The 25,842-nt window shown below is 47.4% G+C and carries 28 protein-coding genes; 12 read left to right on the top strand and 16 right to left on the bottom strand.

Annotation, left to right across the window (positions count from 1 at the left end; translation table 11 throughout):
* Window positions 1–42 precede the first annotated feature (42 nt).
* On the top strand, window positions 43–1,026 hold the full coding sequence (locus KNO90_RS13115; protein ID WP_215113770.1) for a metal-dependent hydrolase: 984 nt from the start codon (window positions 43–45) through the stop codon (window positions 1,024–1,026).
* 26 nt (window positions 1,027–1,052) lie between these two features.
* On the opposite strand, the gene KNO90_RS13110 is transcribed toward KNO90_RS13115, so the two are convergent.
* Entirely contained in the window at window positions 1,053–1,586 is a 534-nt protein-coding gene (locus KNO90_RS13110; protein WP_214742881.1) for a YceI family protein, read from the bottom strand.
* A gap of 219 nt (window positions 1,587–1,805) precedes the next feature.
* Between KNO90_RS13110 and adh the strand changes: the two genes are divergently transcribed.
* The 3 genes from adh (at window position 1,806) to KNO90_RS13095 (ending at window position 4,538) form a co-directional block, all read left to right on the top strand.
* A complete protein-coding gene (adh, locus tag KNO90_RS13105) occupies window positions 1,806–3,326 on the top strand; it encodes an aldehyde dehydrogenase (protein ID WP_214742880.1) in 1,521 nt (506 codons plus the stop codon).
* A 1-nt stretch (window position 3,327) separates the two neighbouring features.
* The gene (locus KNO90_RS13100) at window positions 3,328–3,690 is read left to right on the top strand and encodes a DUF779 domain-containing protein (protein ID WP_214742879.1); all 363 of its coding nucleotides are present in this window, start codon (window positions 3,328–3,330) and stop codon (window positions 3,688–3,690) included.
* 122 nt (window positions 3,691–3,812) lie between these two features.
* Entirely contained in the window at window positions 3,813–4,538 is a 726-nt protein-coding gene (locus KNO90_RS13095; RefSeq protein WP_214742878.1) for a nuclease-related domain-containing protein, read from the top strand.
* Window positions 4,539–4,579: 41 nt separating this feature from the next.
* Here the strand turns inward: KNO90_RS13095 and KNO90_RS13090 are convergent, their stop codons facing one another.
* The 11 genes from KNO90_RS13090 to recX all read right to left on the bottom strand — a co-directional run bounded on the left by KNO90_RS13090 (window position 4,580) and on the right by recX (window position 16,432).
* Window positions 4,580–5,650, bottom strand: coding sequence for an ABC transporter substrate-binding protein (locus tag KNO90_RS13090; protein WP_214742877.1), 1,071 nt, complete (start codon window positions 5,648–5,650; stop codon window positions 4,580–4,582).
* Window positions 5,647–6,441: an ABC transporter permease gene (locus tag KNO90_RS13085; protein WP_074037704.1), complete on the bottom strand. Its 795-nt coding sequence runs from the start codon at window positions 6,439–6,441 to the stop codon at window positions 5,647–5,649. The genes KNO90_RS13090 and KNO90_RS13085 overlap by 4 nt, the downstream gene beginning before the upstream one ends.
* Complete coding sequence (locus KNO90_RS13080; RefSeq protein ID WP_215113769.1) at window positions 6,438–7,259, bottom strand: ABC transporter permease; 822 nt, start codon at window positions 7,257–7,259, stop codon at window positions 6,438–6,440. Before KNO90_RS13080 ends, KNO90_RS13085 begins: the two co-directional genes overlap by 4 nt.
* Window positions 7,246–8,352, bottom strand: coding sequence for an ABC transporter ATP-binding protein (locus KNO90_RS13075; protein ID WP_214742875.1), 1,107 nt, complete (start codon window positions 8,350–8,352; stop codon window positions 7,246–7,248). The genes KNO90_RS13080 and KNO90_RS13075 overlap by 14 nt, the downstream gene beginning before the upstream one ends.
* Window positions 8,353–8,373: 21 nt before the next feature.
* Window positions 8,374–8,913 (bottom strand): helix-turn-helix domain-containing protein, encoded by a 540-nt coding sequence (locus tag KNO90_RS13070; protein ID WP_214742874.1) that lies wholly within the window; start codon window positions 8,911–8,913, stop codon window positions 8,374–8,376.
* A gap of 151 nt (window positions 8,914–9,064) precedes the next feature.
* On the bottom strand, window positions 9,065–9,334 hold the full coding sequence (locus tag KNO90_RS13065; RefSeq protein ID WP_214742873.1) for a YfhJ family protein: 270 nt from the start codon (window positions 9,332–9,334) through the stop codon (window positions 9,065–9,067).
* The gene (locus KNO90_RS13060; protein WP_215113768.1) at window positions 9,331–9,645 is read right to left on the bottom strand and encodes a YfhH family protein; all 315 of its coding nucleotides are present in this window, start codon (window positions 9,643–9,645) and stop codon (window positions 9,331–9,333) included. Before KNO90_RS13060 ends, KNO90_RS13065 begins: the two co-directional genes overlap by 4 nt.
* Window positions 9,646–9,817: 172 nt before the next feature.
* Window positions 9,818–11,863: an ABC transporter ATP-binding protein gene (locus KNO90_RS13055; protein WP_214779478.1), complete on the bottom strand. Its 2,046-nt coding sequence runs from the start codon at window positions 11,861–11,863 to the stop codon at window positions 9,818–9,820.
* Between the two features lie 22 nt (window positions 11,864–11,885).
* On the bottom strand, window positions 11,886–13,610 hold the full coding sequence (locus KNO90_RS13050; protein WP_214742870.1) for an ABC transporter ATP-binding protein: 1,725 nt from the start codon (window positions 13,608–13,610) through the stop codon (window positions 11,886–11,888).
* Window positions 13,611–13,930: 320 nt separating this feature from the next.
* Window positions 13,931–15,571 (bottom strand): L-lactate permease, encoded by a 1,641-nt coding sequence (locus tag KNO90_RS13045; RefSeq protein WP_214742869.1) that lies wholly within the window; start codon window positions 15,569–15,571, stop codon window positions 13,931–13,933.
* 48 nt (window positions 15,572–15,619) lie between these two features.
* Window positions 15,620–16,432, bottom strand: a complete 813-nt coding sequence (gene recX, locus KNO90_RS13040) for a recombination regulator RecX (RefSeq protein ID WP_214742868.1) — start codon at window positions 16,430–16,432, stop codon at window positions 15,620–15,622.
* 146 nt (window positions 16,433–16,578) lie between these two features.
* Between recX and KNO90_RS13035 the strand changes: the two genes are divergently transcribed.
* From KNO90_RS13035 to KNO90_RS13015, 5 genes are all read left to right on the top strand, one after another.
* Complete coding sequence (locus KNO90_RS13035; protein WP_214742867.1) at window positions 16,579–17,487, top strand: TIGR01777 family oxidoreductase; 909 nt, start codon at window positions 16,579–16,581, stop codon at window positions 17,485–17,487.
* Window positions 17,488–17,499: 12 nt separating this feature from the next.
* Complete coding sequence (locus KNO90_RS13030) at window positions 17,500–18,654, top strand: amidohydrolase (protein ID WP_215113767.1); 1,155 nt, start codon at window positions 17,500–17,502, stop codon at window positions 18,652–18,654.
* A 176-nt stretch (window positions 18,655–18,830) separates the two neighbouring features.
* Entirely contained in the window at window positions 18,831–19,397 is a 567-nt protein-coding gene (locus KNO90_RS13025; RefSeq protein ID WP_214779466.1) for a GNAT family N-acetyltransferase, read from the top strand.
* A 168-nt stretch (window positions 19,398–19,565) separates the two neighbouring features.
* Window positions 19,566–20,255 (top strand): response regulator transcription factor, encoded by a 690-nt coding sequence (locus tag KNO90_RS13020; RefSeq protein WP_214742864.1) that lies wholly within the window; start codon window positions 19,566–19,568, stop codon window positions 20,253–20,255.
* A complete protein-coding gene (locus KNO90_RS13015) occupies window positions 20,252–21,643 on the top strand; it encodes a sensor histidine kinase (protein WP_215113766.1) in 1,392 nt (463 codons plus the stop codon). Before KNO90_RS13020 ends, KNO90_RS13015 begins: the two co-directional genes overlap by 4 nt.
* Window positions 21,644–21,668: 25 nt before the next feature.
* Here the strand turns inward: KNO90_RS13015 and KNO90_RS13010 are convergent, their stop codons facing one another.
* A complete protein-coding gene (locus tag KNO90_RS13010; protein WP_214742862.1) occupies window positions 21,669–21,956 on the bottom strand; it encodes a hypothetical protein in 288 nt (95 codons plus the stop codon).
* Between the two features lie 117 nt (window positions 21,957–22,073).
* Here KNO90_RS13010 and KNO90_RS13005 point away from each other — a divergent pair, with 117 nt between their 5' ends.
* Window positions 22,074–22,280 (top strand): hypothetical protein, encoded by a 207-nt coding sequence (locus KNO90_RS13005; RefSeq protein WP_215113765.1) that lies wholly within the window; start codon window positions 22,074–22,076, stop codon window positions 22,278–22,280.
* A gap of 29 nt (window positions 22,281–22,309) precedes the next feature.
* On the opposite strand, the gene KNO90_RS13000 is transcribed toward KNO90_RS13005, so the two are convergent.
* From KNO90_RS13000 to KNO90_RS12990, 3 genes are read right to left on the bottom strand one after another with little or no spacing between them, the layout of a single operon-like run.
* A complete protein-coding gene (locus KNO90_RS13000) occupies window positions 22,310–22,759 on the bottom strand; it encodes a cytidine deaminase (protein ID WP_214742860.1) in 450 nt (149 codons plus the stop codon).
* Between the two features lie 50 nt (window positions 22,760–22,809).
* Complete coding sequence (rlmD, locus tag KNO90_RS12995; RefSeq protein WP_214742859.1) at window positions 22,810–24,186, bottom strand: 23S rRNA (uracil(1939)-C(5))-methyltransferase RlmD; 1,377 nt, start codon at window positions 24,184–24,186, stop codon at window positions 22,810–22,812.
* A complete protein-coding gene (locus tag KNO90_RS12990; protein WP_015880867.1) occupies window positions 24,183–24,392 on the bottom strand; it encodes a hypothetical protein in 210 nt (69 codons plus the stop codon). The genes rlmD and KNO90_RS12990 overlap by 4 nt, the downstream gene beginning before the upstream one ends.
* 85 nt (window positions 24,393–24,477) lie before the next feature.
* Between KNO90_RS12990 and yfkAB the strand changes: the two genes are divergently transcribed.
* The gene (gene yfkAB / locus KNO90_RS12985) at window positions 24,478–25,584 is read left to right on the top strand and encodes a radical SAM/CxCxxxxC motif protein YfkAB (protein ID WP_214742858.1); all 1,107 of its coding nucleotides are present in this window, start codon (window positions 24,478–24,480) and stop codon (window positions 25,582–25,584) included.
* Window positions 25,585–25,637: 53 nt separating this feature from the next.
* Complete coding sequence (locus KNO90_RS12980) at window positions 25,638–25,832, top strand: hypothetical protein (protein WP_214696348.1); 195 nt, start codon at window positions 25,638–25,640, stop codon at window positions 25,830–25,832.
* The last annotated feature ends 10 nt before the right edge of the window (window positions 25,833–25,842 follow it).

The following is a 25,842-nucleotide window of genomic DNA, read 5'->3' as shown; positions in this document are numbered from 1 at the left end:
GATCGTATCATTTTTGTTTATTGATGGAGGTGCTGAAGCACATTGGATACTGCGACACACATTGGTATGGGACTTGGATTAAGTGCCATCGCGACGCTCAGCCCGGAAGTGTCAGGCGATGCACAGATGTTTTTGGCCATGACAGCGACGGCGCTCGTCGGCTCGCATGCACCAGACTTCGACACCGTCTTTAAGTTAAAAGGAAATAGCACGTATTTACGCCAACATCGCGGTCGTTCACACGGAATCACCGCATTGCTCGCTTGGCCGATTCTCGTCAGTGCCGTCATCGGGACGGTCCTTGGCGTCAATCCTGCCTCTCTTTGGGTGATGGCACAAATCGCCGTGTTGTTACATGTCACGGTCGACCTGTTCAACGCTTATGGGACGCAGGCGTTACAGCCGTTCTCAAAAAAATGGATTGGCTGGGGTGTGATCGGGACGTTTGATCCGTATTTGTTCTCCGCTTATTACGGGGCATATGCATTATGGATGATAACGGGTGCGACTGTCCCTATTTTTGCATTGCTCATTGCGCTTGTCATCAGTTACTATGCGATTCAGTTTAAATTGCGTAACCGTGCGCTCGCCACTGTGGCACGACACTTTGCAGGCGCACATGAACTGTTCATCTCACCAGGAATCGGTTGGGATGATTGGCACGTCGCCGTCCGTTTCCGCGATGGTCTCGGAGCCGTAAAAGTGAAGAAAGGGAAAGTCATCGAATGTGGTCGCTTCCGCGACAAACCGATGCCGGGAGAAGACGATCTTCATTTCGTCGAAGCTCGAAAAAATGCTGATTTACAAGCGTTCCTCGAGTTTTCAAAAATTCACACATATACTGTGACACGCCATAACGGAATGATTGAATATCGCTTCACAAATTTACGCTACTTCTCTAAAAATATGTATCCGTTCGTCGCTGTCGTCATCGTTGATGAGCAGTCGAACGAGGTATTGTCTTCCTTTACGGGTTGGGTGTTTAGTGAGGACAGCCTTCAGAAGAAATTGGTATACGAACAATAAAAAGTCGCTCATCTGAGCGACTTTTCTTATGCCTCTGATTCAGTGAACTGAAGCTCGAACTCAAATTTGACTTTCTTATCGACGAGGACACCGCCCGCCTCGAGCGCCTGGTTCCATGTTAATCCATAATCCTCACGGTTGAGCGAACCTTTACCGGAGAAGGCATGTTTCGTATTGCCCCATGGATCTTTTGCGCTTCCCTCATACTCCACTTCAAATGTTTCTTCCCGAGTCGTTCCTCGAATCGTTAAGTCCCCTGTCAATTCGAATTCTCCGCCCCCTTTTGAACGGAAAGATGTCGAGTGAAAGACGAGATGCGGATGTTCCTCGGCATTGAAGAAATCGCCTGAACGAAGGTGGTTATCCCGATCCGTGTTGTTCGTATCGACGGATGCTGCCTGAATCGTCACTCTCACGCTCGCATTCGCTAAATCGTCCGGCTCACCGTTCGCCTTAATATCAAATTCTTTGAACTCGCCCTTCACCTTAGAAATCATCATATGCTTGACCGTGAATGTGATTGAACTATGCGCCGGGTCAACTTGATATGTCTTAGCCATCGTGACTCACTCCTTATGGATGGATTAATGTGTACAATCTAGTGATTACCACAAATCTTGACTTCAAAACGGTTTTCCAAAAGATTGACAAATTATTGTCGAAAAATTTTGACTTTTATCACAAAAGACCGTTACGATGAAAAAGGGAGTCGTTCGCTTACTTAGAAATGTAAGCGCATACATAACTCCTCTATCTCGTATGAAAAGGGAGGAACGATCATGATTTATGAAGTACCGAACTCAGCAGGAACGAAAGTACAGTTTAAGGACCGTTATGAGAACTACATTAACGGAAAGTGGACCGCACCAGCTGGTGGAGAATACTTTGAAAACACGTCCCCTGTGAATGGGAAAGTATTATGTGAAGTCGCCCGCTCAACGAAAGAGGATGTAGAACTTGCTTTAGATGCCGCTCATGCAGCCAAAGACGATTGGGGCAAAACGTCCGTCACGGAGCGTTCTGTCATCTTAAATAAAATTGCAGACCGTATGGAAGAGAACCTTGAGATGCTTGCCTACGCGGAAACATGGGAAAATGGGAAGGCTGTTCGTGAAACGCTCAACGCTGACCTTCCACTCGCCATCGATCACTTCCGTTACTTCGCTGGAGTCATCCGCTCTCAAGAAGGTGGTATCAGTGAACTCGATCACGATACGGTCGCCTATCACTTCCACGAGCCGCTAGGGGTCGTCGCACAAATTATTCCGTGGAACTTCCCGATTCTAATGGCTGTTTGGAAACTCGCTCCAGCCCTCGCTGCCGGAAACTGCGTCGTGTTAAAACCGGCCGAACAAACACCTTCTTCCATCCTCGTCCTCATGGAACTGATTGAAGACTTATTACCACCTGGTGTCGTCAATATCGTAAACGGTTTCGGACTCGAAGCCGGGAAACCACTCGCGTCGAGCGACCGTGTCGATAAAGTCGCCTTCACCGGTGAGACGACGACGGGTCGCCTAATCATGCAATACGCTTCTCAAAATATCATCCCGGTCACGCTTGAGCTCGGTGGAAAGTCACCAAACATCTTCTTTGCCGACATCATGGACGCGGATGACGATTTCTTTGATAAAGCGATTGAAGGTCTCGTCATGTTCGCCTTGAATCAAGGAGAAGTTTGTACATGTCCGTCTCGTGCATTGATTCAAGAGTCGATTTATGACAAGTTCATGGAACGCGTGCTTGAGCGCGTCAAAGCAATCAAACTCGGCAATCCGCTCGATTCAGACGTTATGATGGGTGCACAAGCATCGAACGAACAGATGGAGAAAATCCTATCTTATCTCCAAATCGGGAAAGAAGAGGGCGCAGAATGCCTAATCGGTGGAGAGCGAAACATGATGGACGGAGATCTCGCGGATGGGTACTACATTCAACCGACGATCTTCAAAGGTCATAACAAGATGCGGATCTTCCAAGAAGAAATTTTCGGACCGGTCTTATCCGTCACGACGTTCAAAGATGATGCGGAAGCACTCGCCATCGCGAACGATACGCTTTACGGACTCGGGGCAGGCGTGTGGACTCGTGACATGAACCGCGCTTATCGTTTCGGTCGTGAAATTCAAGCAGGTCGTGTTTGGATCAACTGCTACCATTCATACCCGGCACATGCTGCATTCGGTGGGTATAAAATGTCTGGGATTGGTCGCGAGAACCATAAGATGATGCTCGGTCATTATCAACGGACGAAAAACATGCTCGTCAGCTACAGCGAACAAAAGCTCGGGTTCTTTTAAGATGGTAAAACGAGTCGAGGCCACCCCCGCCGCGCTCGAACTCATCGAACGTCTAAAATCAAAACACGGTCCCCTTCTCTTTCACCAATCAGGAGGCTGCTGCGATGGGAGTGCACCAATGTGCTTCCCTCGTGACGAGTTTATGATTGGTGACCACGATGTACTCCTTGGGGAGATCGGAGAGACACCGTTCTATATCCACGAGAAACAGTATGATTATTGGAAACATACACAACTGATCATCGATGTGGTCGATGGTCGGGGTGGCATGTTTTCTCTCGAGGGTGTCGAAGGGAAACGATTTTTAGGACGTTCTCGAGTCTTTACAGAAGAAGAGCGTGACGCATTAAAACGTGAAGCATGACTGAAGGGACCCGTTTCGATGGGTCCTTTATCATTTGAAAAAAAACGATTATCCCCATTGCTAAAAAATTACATATTATATACGTTTCTTTTTTGTATAGTAGATAAAAAGGGAGGGATTCGATGGCTTCATTGCTAACAGAATGGTTAGAAAGTATTTTGGTTATTTTAATCAGCATATTTGCACCCATTTTTTTAATCCTCACACTCATCATCGTCTATAAGATCAAACGTTATCAAAACAGTCAGTATGCCCAACAAACTCGGCACTCCTACTTCAAAGTGGTCCAGGATACCGGTCTATTCGGAGAATATTTATGCGTGGCAGAAATCGAGTCAAAATTCTTTCAACCCCTGATTTTGACGAACCTCTATTTGCCACATCCATCGAAACAAGGTCGCACAACAGAAATTGACGTCGTCTTCATCAATCAGGCTGGCGTTCATGTCATCGAATCCAAAAATTATAGTGGATGGATATTCGGTCGGGCACGTGACCAATATTGGACACAGACCCTCCCTCGTCGAAAAAAGCATCGCTTCTTCAATCCGATCAAACAAAATGAATTGCATCTTAAAGCCATCGAGCAAGTGCTTGGACTAGACCGTACACACCTCCATTCCTGGATTGTGTTCAGCAACCGCTCGACGCTCAAACAAATCGAATCACCTGATGTTCCTGTCCTGAATCGGCAACAATGGGCTAAACAGCTGATCACCTATCAGGATTTCGTCTTTGATCATGATGAACAATTACGACTATACGAAGTACTCACTTCCTTCACGCAAGTCGATGCAGCTGTCACCTTGAAACATATCGAAGACATCAAATCGACGATCAAGCAGTAAACAAACATCCCCGCACTCATCATGAACGCGGGGATGTTTCGTCATTTACTCTGCATTTTAAAGCGTAAATACAATTCGTTATAGTAAGCGTTCATACGCTTCCCGAGGTTTTCGTACACTTCAAGATCTTGTGTCACTTCACGAGACGGATAGAACCGCTCGTCTGACGTCACTTCTTCATCCAAGAACTCAAGTGCTGCCTCGTTCGGAGTCGAATATCCAACGTAATCCGTGTTACGTGCTGCGATTTCAGCATCTAACATGAAGTCGATGAACTGATGCGCCCCGTCCACGTTTTGTGCCGTATTCGGAATGACAAGGTTATCGAACCATAGATTCGTCCCCTCTTCCGGGATGACATACGTCAGTTCTTCATTCTCATACATGATTTCCGACGCATCCCCAGACCAGACGACGGCTGCCGCCGCTTCACGGTTCGCCATCAACATTTTGATCTCGTCTCCGACGATGGCCTTAATGTTTGGCCAAAGCGTCGTTAACTTTTCTTCCGCCTCAATCAACTCATCTTTGTTCGTCGTATTGAGGGAGTACCCGAGCGAGTTCAAGCCGAAGCCCATCACTTCTCGAGTCCCGTCCGCAAGAAGGATATCGTTTTTAAGGGGCATCTCCCATAAGTCGTTCCACGAGGTGATCTCACCGTCGACTAGTTCGGGATTATAGACAATCCCGACCGTTCCCCAGAAATAAGGGACTGAGTACTTGTTACCAGGGTCGAACGATTTATCGAGAAAACGAGGGTCGATGTTGTCGAAATTCTCAAGTTTGTCGTAATCGATCGGGAGAAGCAAGTTCTCTTCTCTCATCTTGCTGATTGCATAATCGGATGGGACGGCGACATCAAAGGCCGTACCACCTTGCTCAATTTTCGTGAGCATCGCTTCGTTCGAATCGAATGTTTGGTAAACGACCTTCAACCCGCTCTGCTCTTCGAACTCCCCAATCAAGTCTTCATCGATGTAGTCTCCCCAGTTATAGACGACAAGCGTGTTGTCGCCACCGAAGCCTTGTGCGGCATTCAACTGCTGAATCCAAAGAAGAAGACCGAAGCTGACAATTAAAGGGACAGCCAGCATGATGACTAGTTTTTTCATCGTCTAACCTCCTTTGATCCTCGTTGTGCCAACACATAATAACCGATGACAAGAATGAGCGTAAAGACGAACAAGATGGCAGATAACGCATTGATTTCAAGCGAGATGCCTTGACGTGCCCGTGAATAAACTTCTACAGCGAGCGTCGTAAATCCGTTCCCCGTCACGAAGAACGTCACCGCAAAATCATCTAAGGAGTATGTGAGTGCCGTGAAGAATCCGGCAAATACACCTGGCGTGATATATGGCAAAATGACTTTCGTCAATACGTCCCACGTACTCGCACCTAGGTCACGTGAGGCATCAATCAACGTCGGACTCATCTCTTGGAGTTTCGGTAACACCAAGATGACGACAATCGGAACCGAGAAGGCGATGTGCGACAAGAGGACCGAATAAAAGCCTAACTGAATCCCGAGCATCGTGAAGAGAATCAAAAATGATGCCCCGATGATAACGTCCGGACTGACGATCAAGACGTTGTTCAATGATAAGAGGGATGTCTTCGTATATTTTTGTTTCGCCGTATAAATGGCGAGCGCCCCGATGACGCCAAGCACGGTCGAAATGGTCGCCGAGAGTAGCGCAATGACGATTGTGTTCAAGACGATAACGAGAAGTCTCGTATCCGTGAAGAGCGACTTGTACCATTCGAGGGTGAAGCCTTCGAAGTTACTCATCGTTCCACCACTATTGAACGAGTAGAACACCAAATAAAGAATTGGCGCATATAGAATAAAGAAGACGGCCGCCAAATATAGGTTTGATAGTTTGAATCGTTTGCGTTTCATCGACGCACCGCTCCTTTCGCACCCCAGTCACGCGTGATGACCATGACGAGAACCATCGCCAAGATTAAGAAGACGGCAATCGTGGATCCCATCCCCCAGTTTTGCGTAACGAGGAATTGTTGTTCAATCGCTGTCCCGAGCGTGATGACACGGTTTCCAGCAATCAGGCGTGTGATCATGAAGAGCGACAACGCCGGAATAAAGACGATTTGAATTCCCGATTTGACGCCGTCAAGCGTCAACGGGAAGATGACACGTCGGAATGTCGTCCAGTTCGATGCACCTAAATCACGGGATGCGTAGACGAGTGATGGCGGTAGCTTCTCAATGGCATTGTAAATCGGCAAAATCATGAACGGGATGAAGATGTATACCGAGACGAAAACGAAACTGAAGTCCGTGAAGAGAATCTGTTTCGTCCCAATTCCAATTGCCTCTAAAAACTGATTCGTAATCCCGTACGTTCCAAAAATACCAAGGAACGCATACGCTTTTAACAATAGGTTAATCCAAGACGGCAACAAGATGAGCAAGAGCCAAAGCTGTTTATGCTTCGTCTTCGTCAACAAGTATGCCGTTGGATACCCGACGAGTAGCGAGAAGAACGTAATGAGGAACGCGTACCAAAACGAAGACAGCGTCATCGTTAAATACGTCGACGTGAAGAACGTTTGATAGTTCTCTAAACTCAAATTCCCATCGATATCAAAAAAGGAATAATAGACGACGAGGACGAGTGGTGCGATGACGAACAAGGCAATCCAAATCCAATAGGTCGTCAAATATACCGTCTTTGCGGTCTGATTAGTTTGATTCATGAGGGACCTCCTCATAGGATTCAAGACGACGGTCGAACTCTTCTTCCGTTTCCCCTAAACGCATGACGTGAATGGCTTCTTCATCAAACGTCAATCCGATTTTCGATCCGACTATCGATTTCTTCGTCGAATGGACAAGCCATTCGTTTCCTTCTTGGTCGTAACAGCAAATCTCGTAATGAACACCTCGGAACAATTGAGAATCGACGTCGACGACAAGTTTCGCCGCATCGATCGATGTCATCTCCAAGTCTTCTGGGCGAATGATGACCTCGACTTTTTCATTGCGGTCGAATCCTTGGTCGACACAGTCGAACGTTTTACCAGCGAACGTGACGACGTTGTCTTCTGGCATGACACCCGGAACGATATTTGATTCTCCGATAAAGTCGGCGACGAAACGGTTGATCGGTTCGTCATAAATATCAGTCGGTGTCCCGCTTTGAACAATTTTTCCGTTGTTCATGACGAAAATCTCATCCGACATGGCGAGTGCTTCTTCTTGATCGTGTGTGACGAAGATGAATGTGATGCCAAGGCGTTGCTGTAACTCACGAAGTTCATACTGCATTTCTGTCCGTAGTTTTAAGTCTAAGGCAGAAAGGGGTTCGTCGAGGAGGATGACTTCCGGCTCGTTCACGATTGCACGGGCGATGGCGACTCGTTGGCGCTGTCCTCCGGACATCTCATCGATTTCACGTGAGCCATATCCTTCTAAGTTGACAAATTTGAGGGCTTGTTCCACTTTCGCTTTCACGTCTGCCTCTTTTAACTTTTTAATCCGGAGACCGAACGCGACATTCTCAAATACGTTTAAATGAGGAAACAGCGCATAGTCTTGGAACACGGTATTCACTTGTCGTTTGTTGGCCGGCACATCGTTGATTCGTTTACCACTGAAGTGAATATCCCCTTCAGTTGCATCGGTAAATCCGGCGATCAATCGTAAAATCGTTGTCTTCCCACATCCCGATGGACCGAGAAGCGTATAAAACTTTCCACGCTCAATCTCAAAACTGATATCTTCTAGAACGACGGTATCGTCGTATCGCTTAGACACACGGTCAAAGCGAATCATTGTCTCTGCATTCATGCTGTTTCCTCCTCTATTGACTTATAAATACGAATGGGTCGCTACAATGAGGCATTCACTCTCACCGTCATTGTCGTTGACGAGCTGATGTGAATCTGAGGCGACATAATACATCGTTTCCCCTGCCTTGGCGAAATACGTGTGATTCCCTAATTTGAGAGCCACTTTACCAGATAAGACGTATACGAGTGTCTCTGAACGGGAAGGTTCATATTGTTTAAATTCACCATGTTTGAAGAACGTGACGAGAATCGGTTCCATCTCTTTTTCATTCGATTCTGGAATGAGCCATTCCGTTCGATATTTCCGTTCTTCATCTGTATACGTGGTGCGATCGTCGACCGTGTATACGACTTTTTGATTCAAGTCTTCATCGAAGAACTCTTTCGGAGAACTTCCAAGAACACTTAATAAATCAAATAACGTCTCGAGTGAAGGGGAGCTTAAATCCCGTTCGATTTGAGAAATATATCCCTTACTCAAATCCGTGCGCTCCGCCAACTCTTCTTGGGTCAATCCTTTTTTAATCCGGAGTCGCTTAATGTTTTGACCTACTTCCAACGACTGAACGCCTCCTTCTAGTTTAGTGAAACATGAGTTCAACTAAAGAAAGTTTATCTATACTATACTTAAAAGCAAACTATTAGCGACCTTCATTATAACGAACTGAATGAGAATTGCAAATAAAAAATCACGTCGCAACGGACGTGATTCAGTGTAAATTTCGTTTTGACATCAAGTGCTTAAACTTCTCGTTTTTTGTTTGGAACAAATGGAGCTGTGCACCGTATGCATCAATCTGTTGAATGACGTACTGGAACGCCTTCGCCTCCCCTGGATACGGTTCGCCTGCCTTGGCGAGTGATGTCTCAAAATCTTCCCATAGCACTTCGACCCAAGTGATGGCTTCCGTATCGTTCAATACGTCATTTTTCTCTTTTAAAATGGCCGCGAGTCGCTCATACTGTTCGTTTCGATTCATCGTTTCACCTCCGACAGTTCAGAGAGGGGGATGGCCCGTTCTGTCATGTCCCCTTCAAACGTCCCCCAGCCCATGACACCGTTGACGAATTTTAAATGGAACGGTTGATTGTTAAAGTTGACGACATATGTTTCACCAGGACGGAACGATGTCGGGTCGATCAAATAGCTTTCGGCAATCGCAATCCGTCGAAGGACGACTTCGATTTCACTGACCATGCCCATTTGTTCAGCCTTCCGTTTCCGTTCGTGTAATGCTTGAATCTCTTGCTCTAACTCATATTTCGATAAGTCACTTAAGCGCTTTTCCATTTCGTTCACCTCGATGTAAGCGTATCAGATTTTGCATAAAAAGAAAAAGGCGAGACTGAGTATATTACTCAGTTCGCCTTGAAGTTGTGTGATGGTTAGATGGTTAGATTGTTCGGTTGATACTAGACGATGAACGAATCGATGTCGACTAGATTTCCTACCTATAACCGTTTTAACTGATTGCTTGTTGCTTACTTTGTAACTCGTGCATTCGAGCGTAAACACCACCGAATTCGATGAGCGACTGGTGATTGCCTCGCTCGATGATTCGACCGTGGTCGAGGACGAGAATCTGATCCGCTTCCCGAATCGTCGAGAGACGGTGGGCGATGACAAACGTCGTTCGACCGTACGTGAGGGTTTTGAGTGCCTCTTGAATCAATGCCTCCGTCTCCGAGTCGACACTCGCTGTCGCCTCATCGAGGACGAGGATTGCTGGGTCAAAGACGAGGGCGCGGGCGAAACTGATCAACTGACGTTCCCCACTCGAGAGAGAAGCTCCACGCTCAATCACCGGCTCATCGATACCTTTTGGCAGCTGCTTCACGAAACGATCCGCCCCGACGGCTGTGAGTGCTTTCCACACTTGTTCATCCGTGATTGTCTCATCGCCAAGGGTGACGTTCGTGCGAATCGTTCCCGTGAATAGGAACGGGTCTTGTAAGACGATCCCGAGATGGTCTCGTACCGCCTGCGTCGGTAATTTCGTCACGTCCATGCCATCAATCCGAAGAACTCCGGCAGATGGATCGTAGAAGCGCATGAGCAAGTTCATGATTGAACTCTTCCCACTCCCCGTATGTCCAACGAGTGCAACCGTCTCACCAGGAGCGGCATGGAGCTCAATCTGTTGCAATACCGGCTTCCCTGCTTCATAACTGAAAGTCACATCATCAAAGACGACTTCCCCTTTAAAGCGCGGAAGACGTTCTGACGAGACCGGCTCCCCTTTCTCGTCGAGCAGTTGGAACATCCGGTCGGCCGAGACAAGCGCCTGTTGGAGTGGCGACAATTGGTTCATGATTTGTGTCACCGGCTCAAAAATTCGCGAGACGTAATCGATATACGCATACAAAATCCCAAGCGTCAGTACACTACCCGTCCCGAGCGTTTGCGCCCCGACGAACCAGATGAGTAAAGCGAGCGCCATGTTCCGGAAGAAGTTGACGAGGTTATGACTCATCAATGCATCCAATTTCAACAACTTTCGTCTCGTTTGGAAGTTGTCACTGTTTTTCTCGTTAAACTCGTCGTAAACGAGGTCTTCACGGACGTACGATTGAATGATTGGCATCGTTTGAATGCTCTCGTTCAACTGCGCGTTCATATCCGCAACGAGAGCACGGACACGGAAGTTATTCTTCGTCGAGAAACGTTGGAACAACTTGATCCAGACGATAACGACCGGAATGATGATAAGTGAGACCAGTCCTAGACGAACGTCTAAGAAGAACATCGCAATGAGTACCCCGATCATCATGACGACACTTTGGAAGACGCGAGCGAGAACCCCTAAATACAGGTCTCGAATCGTCTCCGTGTCATTTGTGACACGACTGACAATTTTCCCGATTGGGGTTTGGTCAAAATAGCGGACCGGAATGGTTTGAAGATGCTTCATCACGTCAAGGCGCATCGTTTTCACGATACTGTGCGCCGACCGTTGTAAAAGCATCTGTTGCCCCCAGTTCAATCCGGCGGCGAGTAATAACAGAACGACATAAAGTCCCGACAAGAGAAGCACCGCTCGCAAGTCCGTCTGATAAAACTGGAACACATCGGTCGACGAGAGCGAGACAATATTTTCATATGTCGCCGACTCGTCACCTCTTGTAATCGTCAGCACGTCTCCTTCGACGTCTCGGACCCCTCCGCTCATAACCGCATCGGGAACGAGATAGTACCCATCGGTCGTCTGAACGATTGAGACGGGTTGAATCACGTCCTGTCCATCGAGTCTTGTTTCTTTCTCATATGAGTCCCCATCAAAGGAAACACTGCCGCCAGATTCAACTTGAACCCAGTCACGTTCGATGGCAACGATATGCTCATCGATAATGATTTTGGCGATATACGGTCCGGCAAGTTCTGCACCGACCGCTAAAAAGAGTAATGTCAATCCGAGGAAGATCGAACGTTTCACTTGCTTGGCATACCCAACGAGTGAACGGATCGTTTTCTTCCGACGGACTGGATCTAATTCATATTGATCGATCATGAGAGATTCCCCCTTTCCCGGATTACTCCGACTCTCCTTGTCGAATAAATTGTTCATAATACCAACCTTGGCGTTCCATCAGTTGGTCATGAGTACCGCGCTCGGTGACTCGTCCATCTTGAAGGACGAGGATTTGATCGGCATGCGCCACGGCAGAAAGACGGTGTGCGACGATAAAGGTCGTCTTCGCCTCACGACTCGTGCGAACGGAATCGATAATGCGCGATTCTGTCTTCGCATCGACTGCCGAGAGTGAATCGTCAAGAAGCAGAATCTCAGGATTTTTGAGTAGCGCTCGTGCAATCGACAGACGTTGCTTTTGTCCACCCGATAGCATGACCCCTTGCTCCCCGACAACGGTATCGAGCCCGTTCTCCAAGTGTTCGATGTCCGTATCAAACGCAGCGAGGTGAATCGCCGTCTCGAGCGCTTCATCCGATACATCGTCTACGCCGAAACGAATGTTATCGCGAACCGTTTTCGAGAACAGGAGATGCTCTTGCGAGACATACCCACTCCATCCGCGAACCGTTTCAAGTTTAATGTCCGAAATCGGAACCCCGTTAACGAGAAGCGAATCGTCAATCGGATACTCCCGTAGTAACTGACGGAGTAACGTCGTCTTGCCGGCCCCGGTCGGTCCAACGACCCCAATCGTTTCACCACGTGAGACGTGTAGGACGATGTCTTCTAACGAATCACGATTCGCATTCGGATAACGGAATGAGAGTGATTTAAATGTGATTTTCTCAGGAACGTCGATGTGCAATGTACCCGTAGAGGATACGTCTGGCACCTCATTCATCGTCGATTCAATTCGTTCCAAGCTTGCTGTTCCGCGTTGGACGACGTTGATGAGTTCCCCGAAGGCATACATCGGCCAAATGAGCATCCCTAAATAAATGTTGAACGAGACGAGTTGACCGAGCGTAATGTCGTTCGTAAAGACGAGGTACGTCCCAAACGAAAGACCAATCAAATAGCTGAGTCCAACGAGCAACTTGATAACCGGTTCAAACAAGACGTCAATTTTTGCAACGTGCATATTTTTCTCCAACACATCATCTGTGATGTCATCAAACTTTTTCGTATCCGCCTCTTCTTGGACGAATGAACGAACGACCCGAAGACCGGAAATGGATTCGACGACTTGGTCGTTCATCACTCCGAACGAATCCTGGGCTGCCGTAAAGCGCGTATGAATCTGGCTACCAAGTTTATTCATCGACCAAGCGAGAATTGGCATCGGCAAAAGTGCCGCAAGCGTCAACTTCCAATCGATGAACACGCCCATGATCGTCAAGGCGATGAGCGTCATGTTGAACGAGTCGACCAATGTCATGACCCCAAATCCCGCTGTCCGCTCCACCGCTTTCAAGTCATTCGTCGCAAGTGCCATCAAGTCACCCGTACGATGCTGCTGATAAAAGCGCGGTGTCTGTTTGAGGAGGTGACCGAAGAAGCGACCTCTCAATTTCTTTTCAAGTAAAAAGGCTGTCCCGAAGAGTCGGGCAATCCACAAGTACGACATCACGTACGACAACACCATGATGCCGAGTAACGATGACACGATTAAAATCAATCGTTCTGTCGTCAAACTTCCTTCACGAATCGCATCAATCGCCCGTCCAATAATCCAAGGTGGTAGCATGTCTACAACCCCTGTGATGATCAGTAAGATGATCGCAATCACATACGTCCGTTTCTGTCTTTTAATAAACCAATCCAATTGTTTAATCAGTTTCATGACTGATTTCCCCCTTCCGCCCAATCCATCCGAACACGCAAAAAAGCGCACTCCACCTGATTGTGCAACCAATCAAATGAAGCGCGCTTGAAGTAGTCTTCAGTCTTTTGCATGGTCAGGGAAAGGACACTACCCCTATCCAGCTGCCAAAGTCACGCAGTCAAATACGAGTAGCCATATGATGTTTTGAGTGTGTTTGTAAGTACAATGTTGTTCATCATTCTGGCTCCTCTCGTTTCATTGTTTTAAAATCTACTCAAACCTTAGCAGACTGTTCTGAAAATTGTCAACATTATTTTGTAAAAAAATTGTAACTTGATTTAGTTTAAGAAAAACATGCCCAAAACGAGACCAATGACCCCTGTTGCCGTGACGTAATAAATCATCGGCATGAGCGTGTATCGAATGATGGTCCCCTCTTTACCGAGCAGTCCCGCAACGGAAGCCACCGCTACGACGTTCAACACACAGATCATGTTCCCTGCGTTCGCCCCTGCCATCTGCATCGATAAGGCGAGTGTCTCGTTAAGTCCGACAGACTCTGCTACGTTTGTCGTTAAACTTGAAAACATCATGTTTGAGAAGGTCGCCGATCCCGAGACGAAGGCACCGAGCGCCCCGATCCACGGTGCGACAAGCGGCCATACCCCACCGAACGTATCAGCAGCTGCCGTTGCAAGTTCGACCGGCATAGACTCAAGTCCGGCACCACCATTTTCGGAGTGGATGAAGATACGGACCATTGGAACAGAAGCCGCTAACGTGATTGCTGTGCCGACGACTCCAAGCGTCGTCGACTTAAAGACCGACGTCACTTGTGACCAACTCATGTTGTGTAGGAAGAATGTGACGATGATGGTCAATATAAACATGAATCCTGGTGAATAGAACGGTTCCCAAGAAGTTGAGATTCCTTCGACACCTAGTATGTTCTGAAGGTCGATGCGGACGCTGCGTGTTAACTCGTTTAAAAACGGAACAATACGCGTTAAAATCAAGAAAACAGTTAGAATAAGGTAAGGTGCCCACGCTTTCCATTGAGGTAGTTCACGAGGGTTGGATTTCGAGGTCGTTTTTTCAGCTGAAGGTTCTACTTCATCCGCATATCCATCGAACGTCCATACGCGCTTCGGCATGAAGATTCCTTTACGAGCCATTGCGACGAGGATGACGAGACCCGTTAGTCCACCAAGCATCCCACCGAATTCAAATCCGAGGATGAGTGTCCAAATGTACGCAGGCACGCTGTACAATAGCGCGGCCACGATTGCGATTGGAAATACTTCGAGTGCCGGTTTAATCGACTTCTCCTTACTGAAGAAACGGGTTAACATCAAAATCAAAATAAATGGAATGAATAGACCGACCACCATATCGATCAATACAGTCTGCAAGACGACATCTGTAATAAACTCAATCGACTCGGGCTGGTTCACGTCGAGCGAAAGACCATTCCCGATCCCGATGAGTGCCGGTGTCCCGACCGCACCGAATGTGACGGCTGATACGTCCGCAGACAGTGCGATGACGACAGCGGCAATCGGTGGAAAACCGAGCGCCATCAAGAGCGGTGCCGCAACCGTCGCCGGTGTACCAAACCCTGAAGCCCCTTCAATGAATGAAACGAACAGCCAACCTACAATCAGAACTTGAATACGCGGGTCGGGTGTGATGTTGACGAATCCAGAGCGAATCGCATTCATTCCGCCCCCTTCTTTCATCGTATTCATCATCCCAATCGCACCATAGACAATCCATACTGTCGTCACGGCGATGACGAGTCCTTGTAGCGTCGCCGCCATGATTCGAGTCGCATCCAATTGCCAAACGAAGAATGCTAAAATCGCCGTCGTCACGAGTGACAAGGGCATGGCTACTGATGCAGGTAAACGCATAATGACCAATAAGATGAGCACGGCCACAATCGGTGTTAGTGCTGTAATCCATTCAAAAATCGTCATTGTAGAACCACCTTTTCGTGTTTTCCCCTACCGTAAACAGATGTCCCATCACGATTCTTCTTCAACGAGTCTCTCTAACGTACGTTCAATCACATCATACGGAAATCCTTTGCGCCGAAGCTGCATCTTCATGCGCTGCTTGCGCTCGAACGCATCATACCCGCTGAACTTCCGATTCAACTTTTCAGCCTGCTTCAGACATGCCGCAATCTCGACATCCTCGTCCTCTTCTTCCCAAAAAGTTTGAATCGCCTCTGAAATAATATCAAAGGTAAACCCCCTTTGCATCAGGGTTTGTTGAATTCTTTGTTGCACTTCTGTGGCAGAACGGCGATTTGTTTCCATTTGTTTCCGTTTTATGAACTTTCCGGCCTTCTCAACGCGTTCTTCGTGCGTGATTGACGACAATACCGATTCGATGACGTCTGGTGAAATCTGGAGTTGCTCCAGTTCCCGTTTGATTTTGATCGGTCCACTCGGACTCGTATTGAATTTCGTTTGAACGTACGCTTTCGCGAATTCGGCATCATTCAAGTAACGCTGCTCTTTCAGTCGCGTGATGGCATGTTTGATCGCCGATTCGCTCAACTCCTTCTTCACAAGGTAGTCGCGTACCTCTGAGATGGCGCGCATTCGATACGATAAATAATTGATGGCTAACTTATAGGCCTTCTGAGCTTCCTCCGCCTCAAGGACGTCTTGAACAAAATCGTCTTCGAGCTCCATTCCTTTTGTGAGCCCATACTTGATGAACACATCAACATCGATGGCGAACGCAAACTCTTCTTTCCCCTCACGCTCAATGAAGACGTTCAGTCGATCTTGATTCTTTTTTTGGGTCGTGAACTTCGCAATTTTCATAACGACTCCCCTCCATTCCATGTTTCTAACATATCACGTTCAAGAAACGTAAAGGATTTTTGATAAGTTAGAAGAAAGGGTATTCATATTGGATATACTGACTTATACCCATTTTAGAAACAACACATGATATCGGAGGGAATTTCATGAAAATCGCAATCACTGGTGGGACCGGACTCATCGGTCAACCACTCGTCCGTGCATTAGCCGATGCCGGGCATCAAGTCGTCGTATTGACGCGTCATCCACGCCCTCGTCATCGCGGGGTGTCCTTTATCGAATGGTTGACACCGAATAGTAAACCAGAGGAAGAACTCGAGGGAACGGACGCGTTCATCCATTTGGCCGGTGCTTCTATCAACGACGGACGATGGACCCATAAACAAAAACAAGCCATCCTTCAAAGCCGGATTGAGGGAACGAAAGAAGTCGTCCGGATCATTCAACAGTTGAAACAAAAACCACAGGTCGTCGTCAGTGGTTCGGCCATCGGTATTTACGGTGAAGACCGCTCCATTACCTATTCAGAAGAAACGCCATTACCGACACGGACCAATTTCCTCGGTAATGTGTGTGTCCTTTGGGAACAGGAAGCAGAACCGATACGTGACTTAGGCGTTCGTCTCGTGACGATGCGTACCGGTGTCGTCTTATCCAATGATGGTGGCGCCTTCCCACTCATGAAACTTCCCTATCAATTCGGGGTCGGTGGTAAAATTGGGTCAGGTAAGCAGTGGGTCCCGTGGATTCATTTAGATGATCTCGTTCGCTTGTTCGTACACGTCATCGAAACCGATTCCATTGAAGGTCCCGTCAACGGAACCGCACCTACACCCGTCACGATGAATGAATTCGGAAAGACAATTGCGAAAGTCATGCATCGTCCTCATTGGATCCCGGCACCTGCTCCGATGATGGAGCTTGTCCTTGGTGAAAAAAGTGTCATCGTCCTAGAAGGGGCGAAAGTCGTTCCAACGAAGGCATTGCAACATGGATTTGAATTCCGATACGAAACGCTTGAACCTGCACTCACACAACTATTACACGAAGCTTAAGGAGAATGAAGATTGAGTCACTTACTTATTCGAAACGCCCATATTTACCCGATCACCGCATCACATTTTTATGGAGACCTTCGTGTCCGCGATGGAAAAATTGTCGAAATGGCCGAATTGCTCGAACCACTTGATGGAGAGCACGTGATCGAGGCAGAAGGAAACTTTTTATTCCCCGGTTTCATCGATGCCCATACCCATCTTGGTTTATACGATGAAGGGACAGGGTCTGTCGGGAACGATGCGAACGAAACGGTCGAGGCGATGACCCCACATGCCCGTGCGATCGATGGCGTGTATCCACTTGACGAAGGGTTTGAGGAAGCACTGATGGCAGGTGTGACCGCTGTCCAGGTCATGCCTGGAAGTATGAATGTCATCGGTGGTGTGACTAGCGTCATCAAAACTCACGGTCGCTACATTGACGATATGATCGTCCGTCGTCATGCCGGACTGAAGATGGCACTCGGCGAAAACCCGAAACGCATTCATAGCATGGGGAAAACAGGAGACCTGACACGAATGGGGATCATGGGGTTGTTGCGTGAAGCGTTCCGAACTGTCGGATCGACGAAAACAATCGGAACGTTTGGTAGCCAAATGATTCAACTCGCTCTCGACCGCGAAATGCCGATTCGCGTGCATGCGCACCGTGCAGACGATATTCTTTCTGTCGTCCGTTTCGCGCATGAGTTCAACCTTGACTACCGAATCGAACATTGTACGGAAGGGCATCTCGTCGCAGAAAAGTTACAGGAACTCGGTGTGAAACATGTCACCGTTGGCCCGACGTTTACACGTAAGTCAAAAATCGAGCTACAAAATAAGACGTGGGAAACCTATCGGATTCTTCATGAGCATGGCATGTCCGTTTCCATCACGACCGACCATCCGTACACACCTGTCCAGTACTTAAATTTGTGTGCCGGACTTGCGGCACGTGAAGGGTTACCTGTCGATGTCGCGTTACGAGGAATCACAATCAATCCAGCAGAATCACTCGGTGTTGATGATCGGATAGGATCTCTCGAAGTTGGAAAAGACGCCGATCTCGTGCTGTGGAGTCATTTCCCACTCGACTACTTATCCAAGCCAATCATGACGATTGTGAACGGTGAAATTGTCTATAAAACAGACCGCGCTGAATCGCATCACGAGGTCGAATAATTTTCATTATTTTTCATAACGTTTTTACGCATAATTTACTTGCTTTTTTAAAAATACTATATAAAATTATCTTGTAACTTCATAAAGCAGCCAAGGCGGTTCGAACAGCGAAGCCAGAAGTATGCTTTCGTTACGACTATTCTTCAGCGGTCTGAAATAGGAGGAGGAATGTAAAGGTGCTCAAATTTCGTGAGCTCACCGACTGCGCGGAGTTGTTCGAACTGATGCAACACCCAGATGTCTTTCCGTATGTCCGTCAAAAGACGGTCCACTTTGACGAGTTTTTATTTAGCACGAAGCAAATCATCGAGCTAGAGGAGCAAGGAAAAATCATCTCACGTACCATCACGAACGAGTATGGCACCCCAATCGGGACAATCAGCTTGTTTGATGTCGAATCTGGCTATGGATTCCTTGGTACGTGGCTTGGCAAGCCATATCACGGCAAAGGTTATAATCAAGTGGCAAAGGAATCATTCTTCTCAGAACTTTTCTTTGAACTTGATATTGAAAGTGTATTTTTAAAGATCCGTAAATCGAATGAACGGTCGATTGCTGCCGCAGAAAAGCTACCTTATGCATTTTGCGCAAACGAGATTCGTTCCGAATTACTTGCAGAGATCAACCAAGGTGACGTTGAATACGTACTATATGAGGTATCCAAATCGAGTTTCCAACTGTATTTGCATGCCCTCCACGTCCCGGAATACGAAGTACCTTTCGAGGCACAACTCGAAGCATGAGCCAATTCTGTCAAAGAATTGGCTTTTTTGTGGCTTTTTTGTGTGGATTTGATGGAGGTAACTTGTCGGAGTCGAATAAATCTGTTCTAATTCGAAGAGTTAGGTATGATAAAGGTATGAGGGATTCATCACAACTCCCGTTAACTGTTTTGTAAAGGAGAATGGCATATGTCAGAATCAATGTTCCGTATCCTCGTAACTGATGACGAAGAACAAATGCGAGATTTACTTGTATCAAATTTAGAAAAAGAAGGGTATGAGACGGTCACCGCCTCAAACGGTCTTGAAGCGATCGCCCGGCTAAAGGAGGAAACATTCCACCTCGTCTTGCTCGATGTCATGATGCCCGAACTTGATGGATTGACGGCCTGCATGCGAATTCGCGAGTTTTCAAATGTACCGATTATTTTGTTGACGGCACGTTCAGAAGAGCTCGATCGAATCCACGGTCTAAAAATCGGGGCAGATGACTATATTACAAAGCCGTTTAGTCCACGCGAATTACTCGCTCGAATCGAAGCGACATTGCGACGTACACACAGCTTCTCAAAAGAACAAGAAGCGACATTTGACGTTGGCGTTCTTTCGATTGATATCCAGGGGCGCTCCGTCAGCGTGAAAGGAAAAACGGTGAACTTGACTCGTAAAGAGTTTGACTTGCTCTACTTGTTCATCACAAATGATGAAAAGGTATTTTCTCGTGAGCAGTTACTCGATCAAATTTGGGGAACGGAGTACCACGGGAATCTCCGAACGGTCGACACGCATATTAAGACGTTACGCCTGAAACTTGGCGAAGCAGGTGGTTATATTCAAACGGTATGGGGGATTGGCTATAAATTCGAGGCGAACGGATGAAACGATACACGATCCGGAAGCGGATTTGGATAACCATTTGGACAGCCAGTCTCTTCTCAGCGTTCGTGTTTCTGATTATGACGTTTTATCTGTACGATAAATTCTATATCCAGACGCAAGAAGAACTGCTCAAAAATCGCGGAGAGAAACTTGTCACCATCTATAAGGCAGACGGATTCTCGGATGCATTTGCAGACAGTATGACGTATACGAACGAATTGACGGAAACCAAGGTGTTCCTTTCGTCGGTTCGAGAAGATTCACTCGGGTCAGGAAAAACATTTTTAAGACAACAAGACCTCGAACGGCTACAGGACGGTTATGCGATTTCAGTGACCCGAAAGCACCCGACCGAGGATGTCGACATTTTAATGACCGCCTTCCCGCTCATACGCGACGGGGAGCTCGACAATGCCCTGATCCTCTATATGGAACTCAGTAAAATTAGTGAACCGTTTCAACCGATCCGGCTCATGATCACGTTTTTACTCGTTCTCATGATTGTGAACCTGCTCATTTTCGGTAAACAGATCATCGACACGATCATCCAACCACTCATCCAGATGAAGCGCGCCTCACAAGTCTATGCGCAAGGTGATTTCTCCCACCGCATTCCGATTGTCTACGATGACGAAATCGGCGAATTGGCGGACACGCTCAATTCGATGGCGGAGTCGCTCGGACTCGTTGAAGAACAGCGTAAAGAGTTTCTGGCTAACGTCAGTCATGAACTTCGCACGCCACTCTCCTACATCCGCGGTTATACCGAAATGCTTCAAGATGAATCATTGGATGAAAAAACGAGGGCACAGTATTACGACATCATTGAGAATGAGACGAACCGACTTCAGCGTCTCGTCACGGACTTGCTCGATCTCGCGCAGCTAGAACGGGATTCGTACCCGATGACAAAAGAACCGGTCGTCTACTCCCAAGTGCTAGAAGACGTCCTTTATCGGCTCGAACCGATCGCCCGGGCAAAAGGTGTGACGATCGAATCGGATTTAGACTTCGACTTGATTATCCTCGGTGACCATGACCGACTCGAACAAGTCATCGGCAATCTTCTCGACAACGCGCTCCGATATACGGATGCAGGCAAAACGATTTACGTGAAGACGTTCGCCGAAACCGAATATGCGATCACGGAAATACGTGACGAAGGTCGAGGCATCCCGAAAGAAGATTTAGAGAAGCTGACGGAACGATTTTACCGCGTCAACAAGTCAAGGACACGAAAAGATGGCGGAACCGGTCTTGGTTTGGCCATTGCGAAGCATATCATCGAGCGGCATGAAGGATCCCTTCATTTCAGCTCTGAGGTCGGGCAAGGAACGACTGTCACAGTTGGATTACCACTTCTTCCTGACGACGCATTCGATATATAAAATGGCAGCCGTTGAGGCTGCCATTTTATATATCTTTCCCTTTATATTGTTCGACCGACTCTTGTTCGAGTCGTTCTCGTTCGGCATGCGTCTGCGGAAAACCGTTCGCTTGCCACTCGGCACGATGACTTGAATCGAGTTGCGTGAGTCCCTGCTCCGCTTCATCTTGATTCGCGTCTACGCTCTCCCGCTCGTCCATCTTCTGCCACGTGTCTTCCTCTTCGCGCTGCGAGAGCAGTGCTGCCACTTTTGGGGCAACGAGCACCGCGCCTGCGACACCGATTACAATCCCCATCCATACTTTCCGATCCATCCTAACCCCTCCTTCACTATGCACTCTTCATTCCACCAATTGATCATCTCAAAACAAAATGCGTAAACGTTTACAACGAATCGAGTAGTGGAATCTCTAGACGAAGGAGGCGATTGGATGGAAAAGAAACGACCTACCTCGAAACGTCCGTTCGATAATCCGGACGCGGTAGACACGAACAAAGAAAGTATTTTTGACGAGGATGGCATGCAGACCGTCGACCCAATTCCTGTCGAGGAATTGAATGAGCGGGTAAAAGATGAAAAGAACAAACGTCACTCAAAAAATGAATCTTCGAGTGAAAAGAAATATACAGACAACTAAACAAGCTGCGGACAAACGTCCGCAGCTTGTTATGCTAAATCCTTCGGTGAAAATCCGTAAGGTAACATCTCTTCTTTCGTCATCACTTTCGTATCACCATTCAAGTTCGCGAGAATCAACGTGAAGTCTTCACCAGCGAATTCAGCGATCACTTGGCGACACGCACCACATGGCGAAATCGGGCCTTCCGTGTCACCGACGACGACGACCGTTTCAATCGCGTCACTACCTTCTGACACGGCTTTAAAAATGGCTGTGCGTTCGGCACACATCGATAGACCATATGAGGCATTTTCTACGTTACATCCCGAAACTTCGTTTCCGGCTGCATCGATGACAACAGCTCCCACTTTAAACTTTGAATATGGTGTATAAGCACGTTTTCTCGCTTCAATCGCTTTATGCACGAGTTCTTGTACGCGTTCTTGTGAAATCATTGGATGTTCCTCCACTTCTATATTTGAAAAGAAGTCTGACATCTGAACTATATCTTGAAAACGCTTACGTGGCAAGTCTTTTCACGGACTCGTCAATATTTTTTCTTTTTCTTTTTCTCGAATACAACAACGGATTCGACGTGTGAAGTTTGTGGGAACATGTCATACGGTTGAACGTAATTCACCTTGTATCCCGCCTTCATCAACTGGTCAGCATCACGCGCGAGTGTCTGTGGGTTACATGACACGTAAACGATTCGCTTCGTTTTAGAAGAGATGATGGAATTGATCAATTGATGGTCCATCCCTGTTCGTGGCGGGTCGACGACGACGACGTCTGGAATCCATCCATCTTTCACCCAACGTGGAATCCAGTGCTCGGCACGTCCTTCTACATACATGACATGATTGTAGCCATTTTCACGCATATGGTCATTCGCATCTTCGACCGCTTCCGGCACGACTTCCATCCCGCGAATCTCTTTCGCGTATGGAGCTAACCAAAGACCAATCGATCCTACTCCCGCATACGCATCGATGACTCGTTCTTCACCCGTCAATCCTGCTGCCTCGACCACTTCACGGTACATCTTCTCCGTTTGGGCCGGATTCAACTGGAAGAATGCACGTGGTGACAGATGATAATGGACATCATCTAGCTGTTCATCCATCTTCTCTTGACCTGCGATATGGACCGTCCGATAACCAAAGATCACACCTGAACGATTCGCGTTGATGTTGATATGGAACGACACGACGTTCGGCAATTCCATGATTCGGTCACTCAACTCATCCAAGTCCGGAACATCTTCGTGTCCGACGACCAGAACAACTTGAACATCATTCGTGTTATAACCTGAACGGACAACGATTGTACGCGCATACCCGGTATCACGGCGTGCGTCGTAGACGGGAATATCGAGTTCGTTTAAAATACGGACAATCGCATTGTTGATATTCGTCGTGTCACGTTGTTGAACCATACAGTGCTCGATTGGTACGAGATGGTTCGAATTCGGCTTGTAAAGACCAGACACGATTTCCCCACGGCGTGTACCGAGCGGAAACTGTGATTTATTGCGGTAATACCATGGATCTTCCATTCCGATTGTCGGACGGATATCCGATTTGTCCACGTTGAGTTTTGTCTTTTGACGGAAAGCGTTCCGAACGATTTCTTCCTTATACTCCATCTGCAAACGCGAACTCATATGTTGGATTTGACATCCACCACACTCGTCGTAAATCGGACAAGGTGCTTTGACGCGGTCTTTCGAATCGTTATCGCGCTTGACGACACGTGCTTCCGCGTAATTTTTTTCTACCCTCGTGATTTCGACTTTTGCTCGTTCTCCCGGCAATAAATTTGGAATGAAGATGACCATGCGATTAATTGTCGCGATGCCTTCTCCATTAATGCCAAGTCGTTCGACCGTGACATCTTTAAAATCTCCTGTGATTAATTTCAATCTGATTCATCCTTTCGAGACGATTGTTCTAGGTCTTTGGCGTAACGCACAACTTTGGCGCGCAACGAATCAATGTCGGCTAACAGGCGATGTAAATCTTCAGGTGTCGTATGCTCATCTAGCGTATTGACCGATAGACAGAGCAATTCCGTTCTCGATTTTAGGACGTTCATCTTTCCGGCGGTATCTGTACGTGATTTACCCATCTTGTAATCGCTCCTTTGGTTCGTGACAAAGAGTTGCTATTATAGCATACTATTTCGTGTAACTTGATGAAAAGGTGGAATCCACATGCAAAACATCTCCCCAACTTTCGACCCTTGGGAAGCCTATCTCGACCAAGTCGAACACGGTCGACTCGTCTTATCCAATGTCGAAGTCACCACAACAAAGTTGTGTAACATGCGCTGCGAACATTGTGCGGTCGGGTATATGCTCGACCAAACAGAAGAACCAGAAGTGCCGCTCGATCTGTTGATTCAACGACTGGATGAGATCGAACATTTGCGTGCCTTCTCGATTACAGGCGGTGAACCGATGTTATCGATGAAATCTGTTCGCAATTATGTCGTCCCACTGTTACGCTATGCGAAAGAACGTGGGGCCCGTACGCAAATCAACTCGAATTTGACGTTACCGTTATCTCGCTATCATCTTATTACCCCTTACTTGGACGTTTTGCACATTTCGCATAACTGGGGCACCGATGCCGATTTCCTTGAAGGCGGATTCGCGATGATGGACCGGAAACCGAGTGAAGAGGCTCGGTTGAAAATGCTCCAGACGATGAAAGACAACGCCCGCGCCCTTACAGCTGAAGGGATCATCGTGTCAGCAGAGACGATGATTAACAAGCGGACGATTCCGCATTTGAAAGAAATCCATGAAGAAATTGTCTCACTCGGTTGCCAAAGACATGAGGTGCACCCAATGTACCCCGCAGACTTTGCTAGCGCCCTCGAATCAGCTTCCCTTGCTGATACGCGACAGGCCATCCATGACTTGCTCGACGTCCGTGACGAGAATGTTTGGATGCTCTTTGGTACGTTACCATTCTATGCATGTTCTGACCTACCTGAAGATCGTGCCCTGTTGAAACGACTTCATGAAACAAAAAACGTGACCGTTCGAAACGACCCGGATGGCCGCTCCCGTCTCAACACGAATATCTTTGACGGACAAATCATCGTGACCGATTTTGGTGATGAACTCGGCACACTCGGGACCGTCTATGACACGTCATTCCAGGAGGCATATGATACGTGGACGAACAGTCAACTGAATGCCACGCTTTCATGCCACTGTCCCGCCGTGAAATGTCTTGGTCCGAACGCGCTCGTCAAGCAAGCCTATTATCCGACAGTGGATTTCCAATCTCGTAAGGCTACCTCGTTTTAATTATTTCGTTTCGGGAAATGTTCTATATATTAACTGAATCGAGGTGTGTATAGATGACAGCGATTTATGTATTCATGATTACAATCATGGCCATTATTATTTTTGGTGGTGTGCTTAGCATCTTATTGACAGCCGCATTCGTTTCAGACAAAGTAGAGCATGATGAAATGTTCAGTCAAGGCAGTTGGGATGATGAGTTGCTACATTTGAACCACTCTCCACAACCGATTGACGACACGAAAAGCTGAGAACCTTCTC

It is taken from the genome of Exiguobacterium sp. s63 (assembly GCF_018617335.1).
Taxonomy (GTDB): domain Bacteria; phylum Bacillota; class Bacilli; order Exiguobacteriales; family Exiguobacteriaceae; genus Exiguobacterium.
Note: the sequence above shows the minus strand (reverse complement) of the source record. Positions and strands in the feature narration are given on the sequence as shown.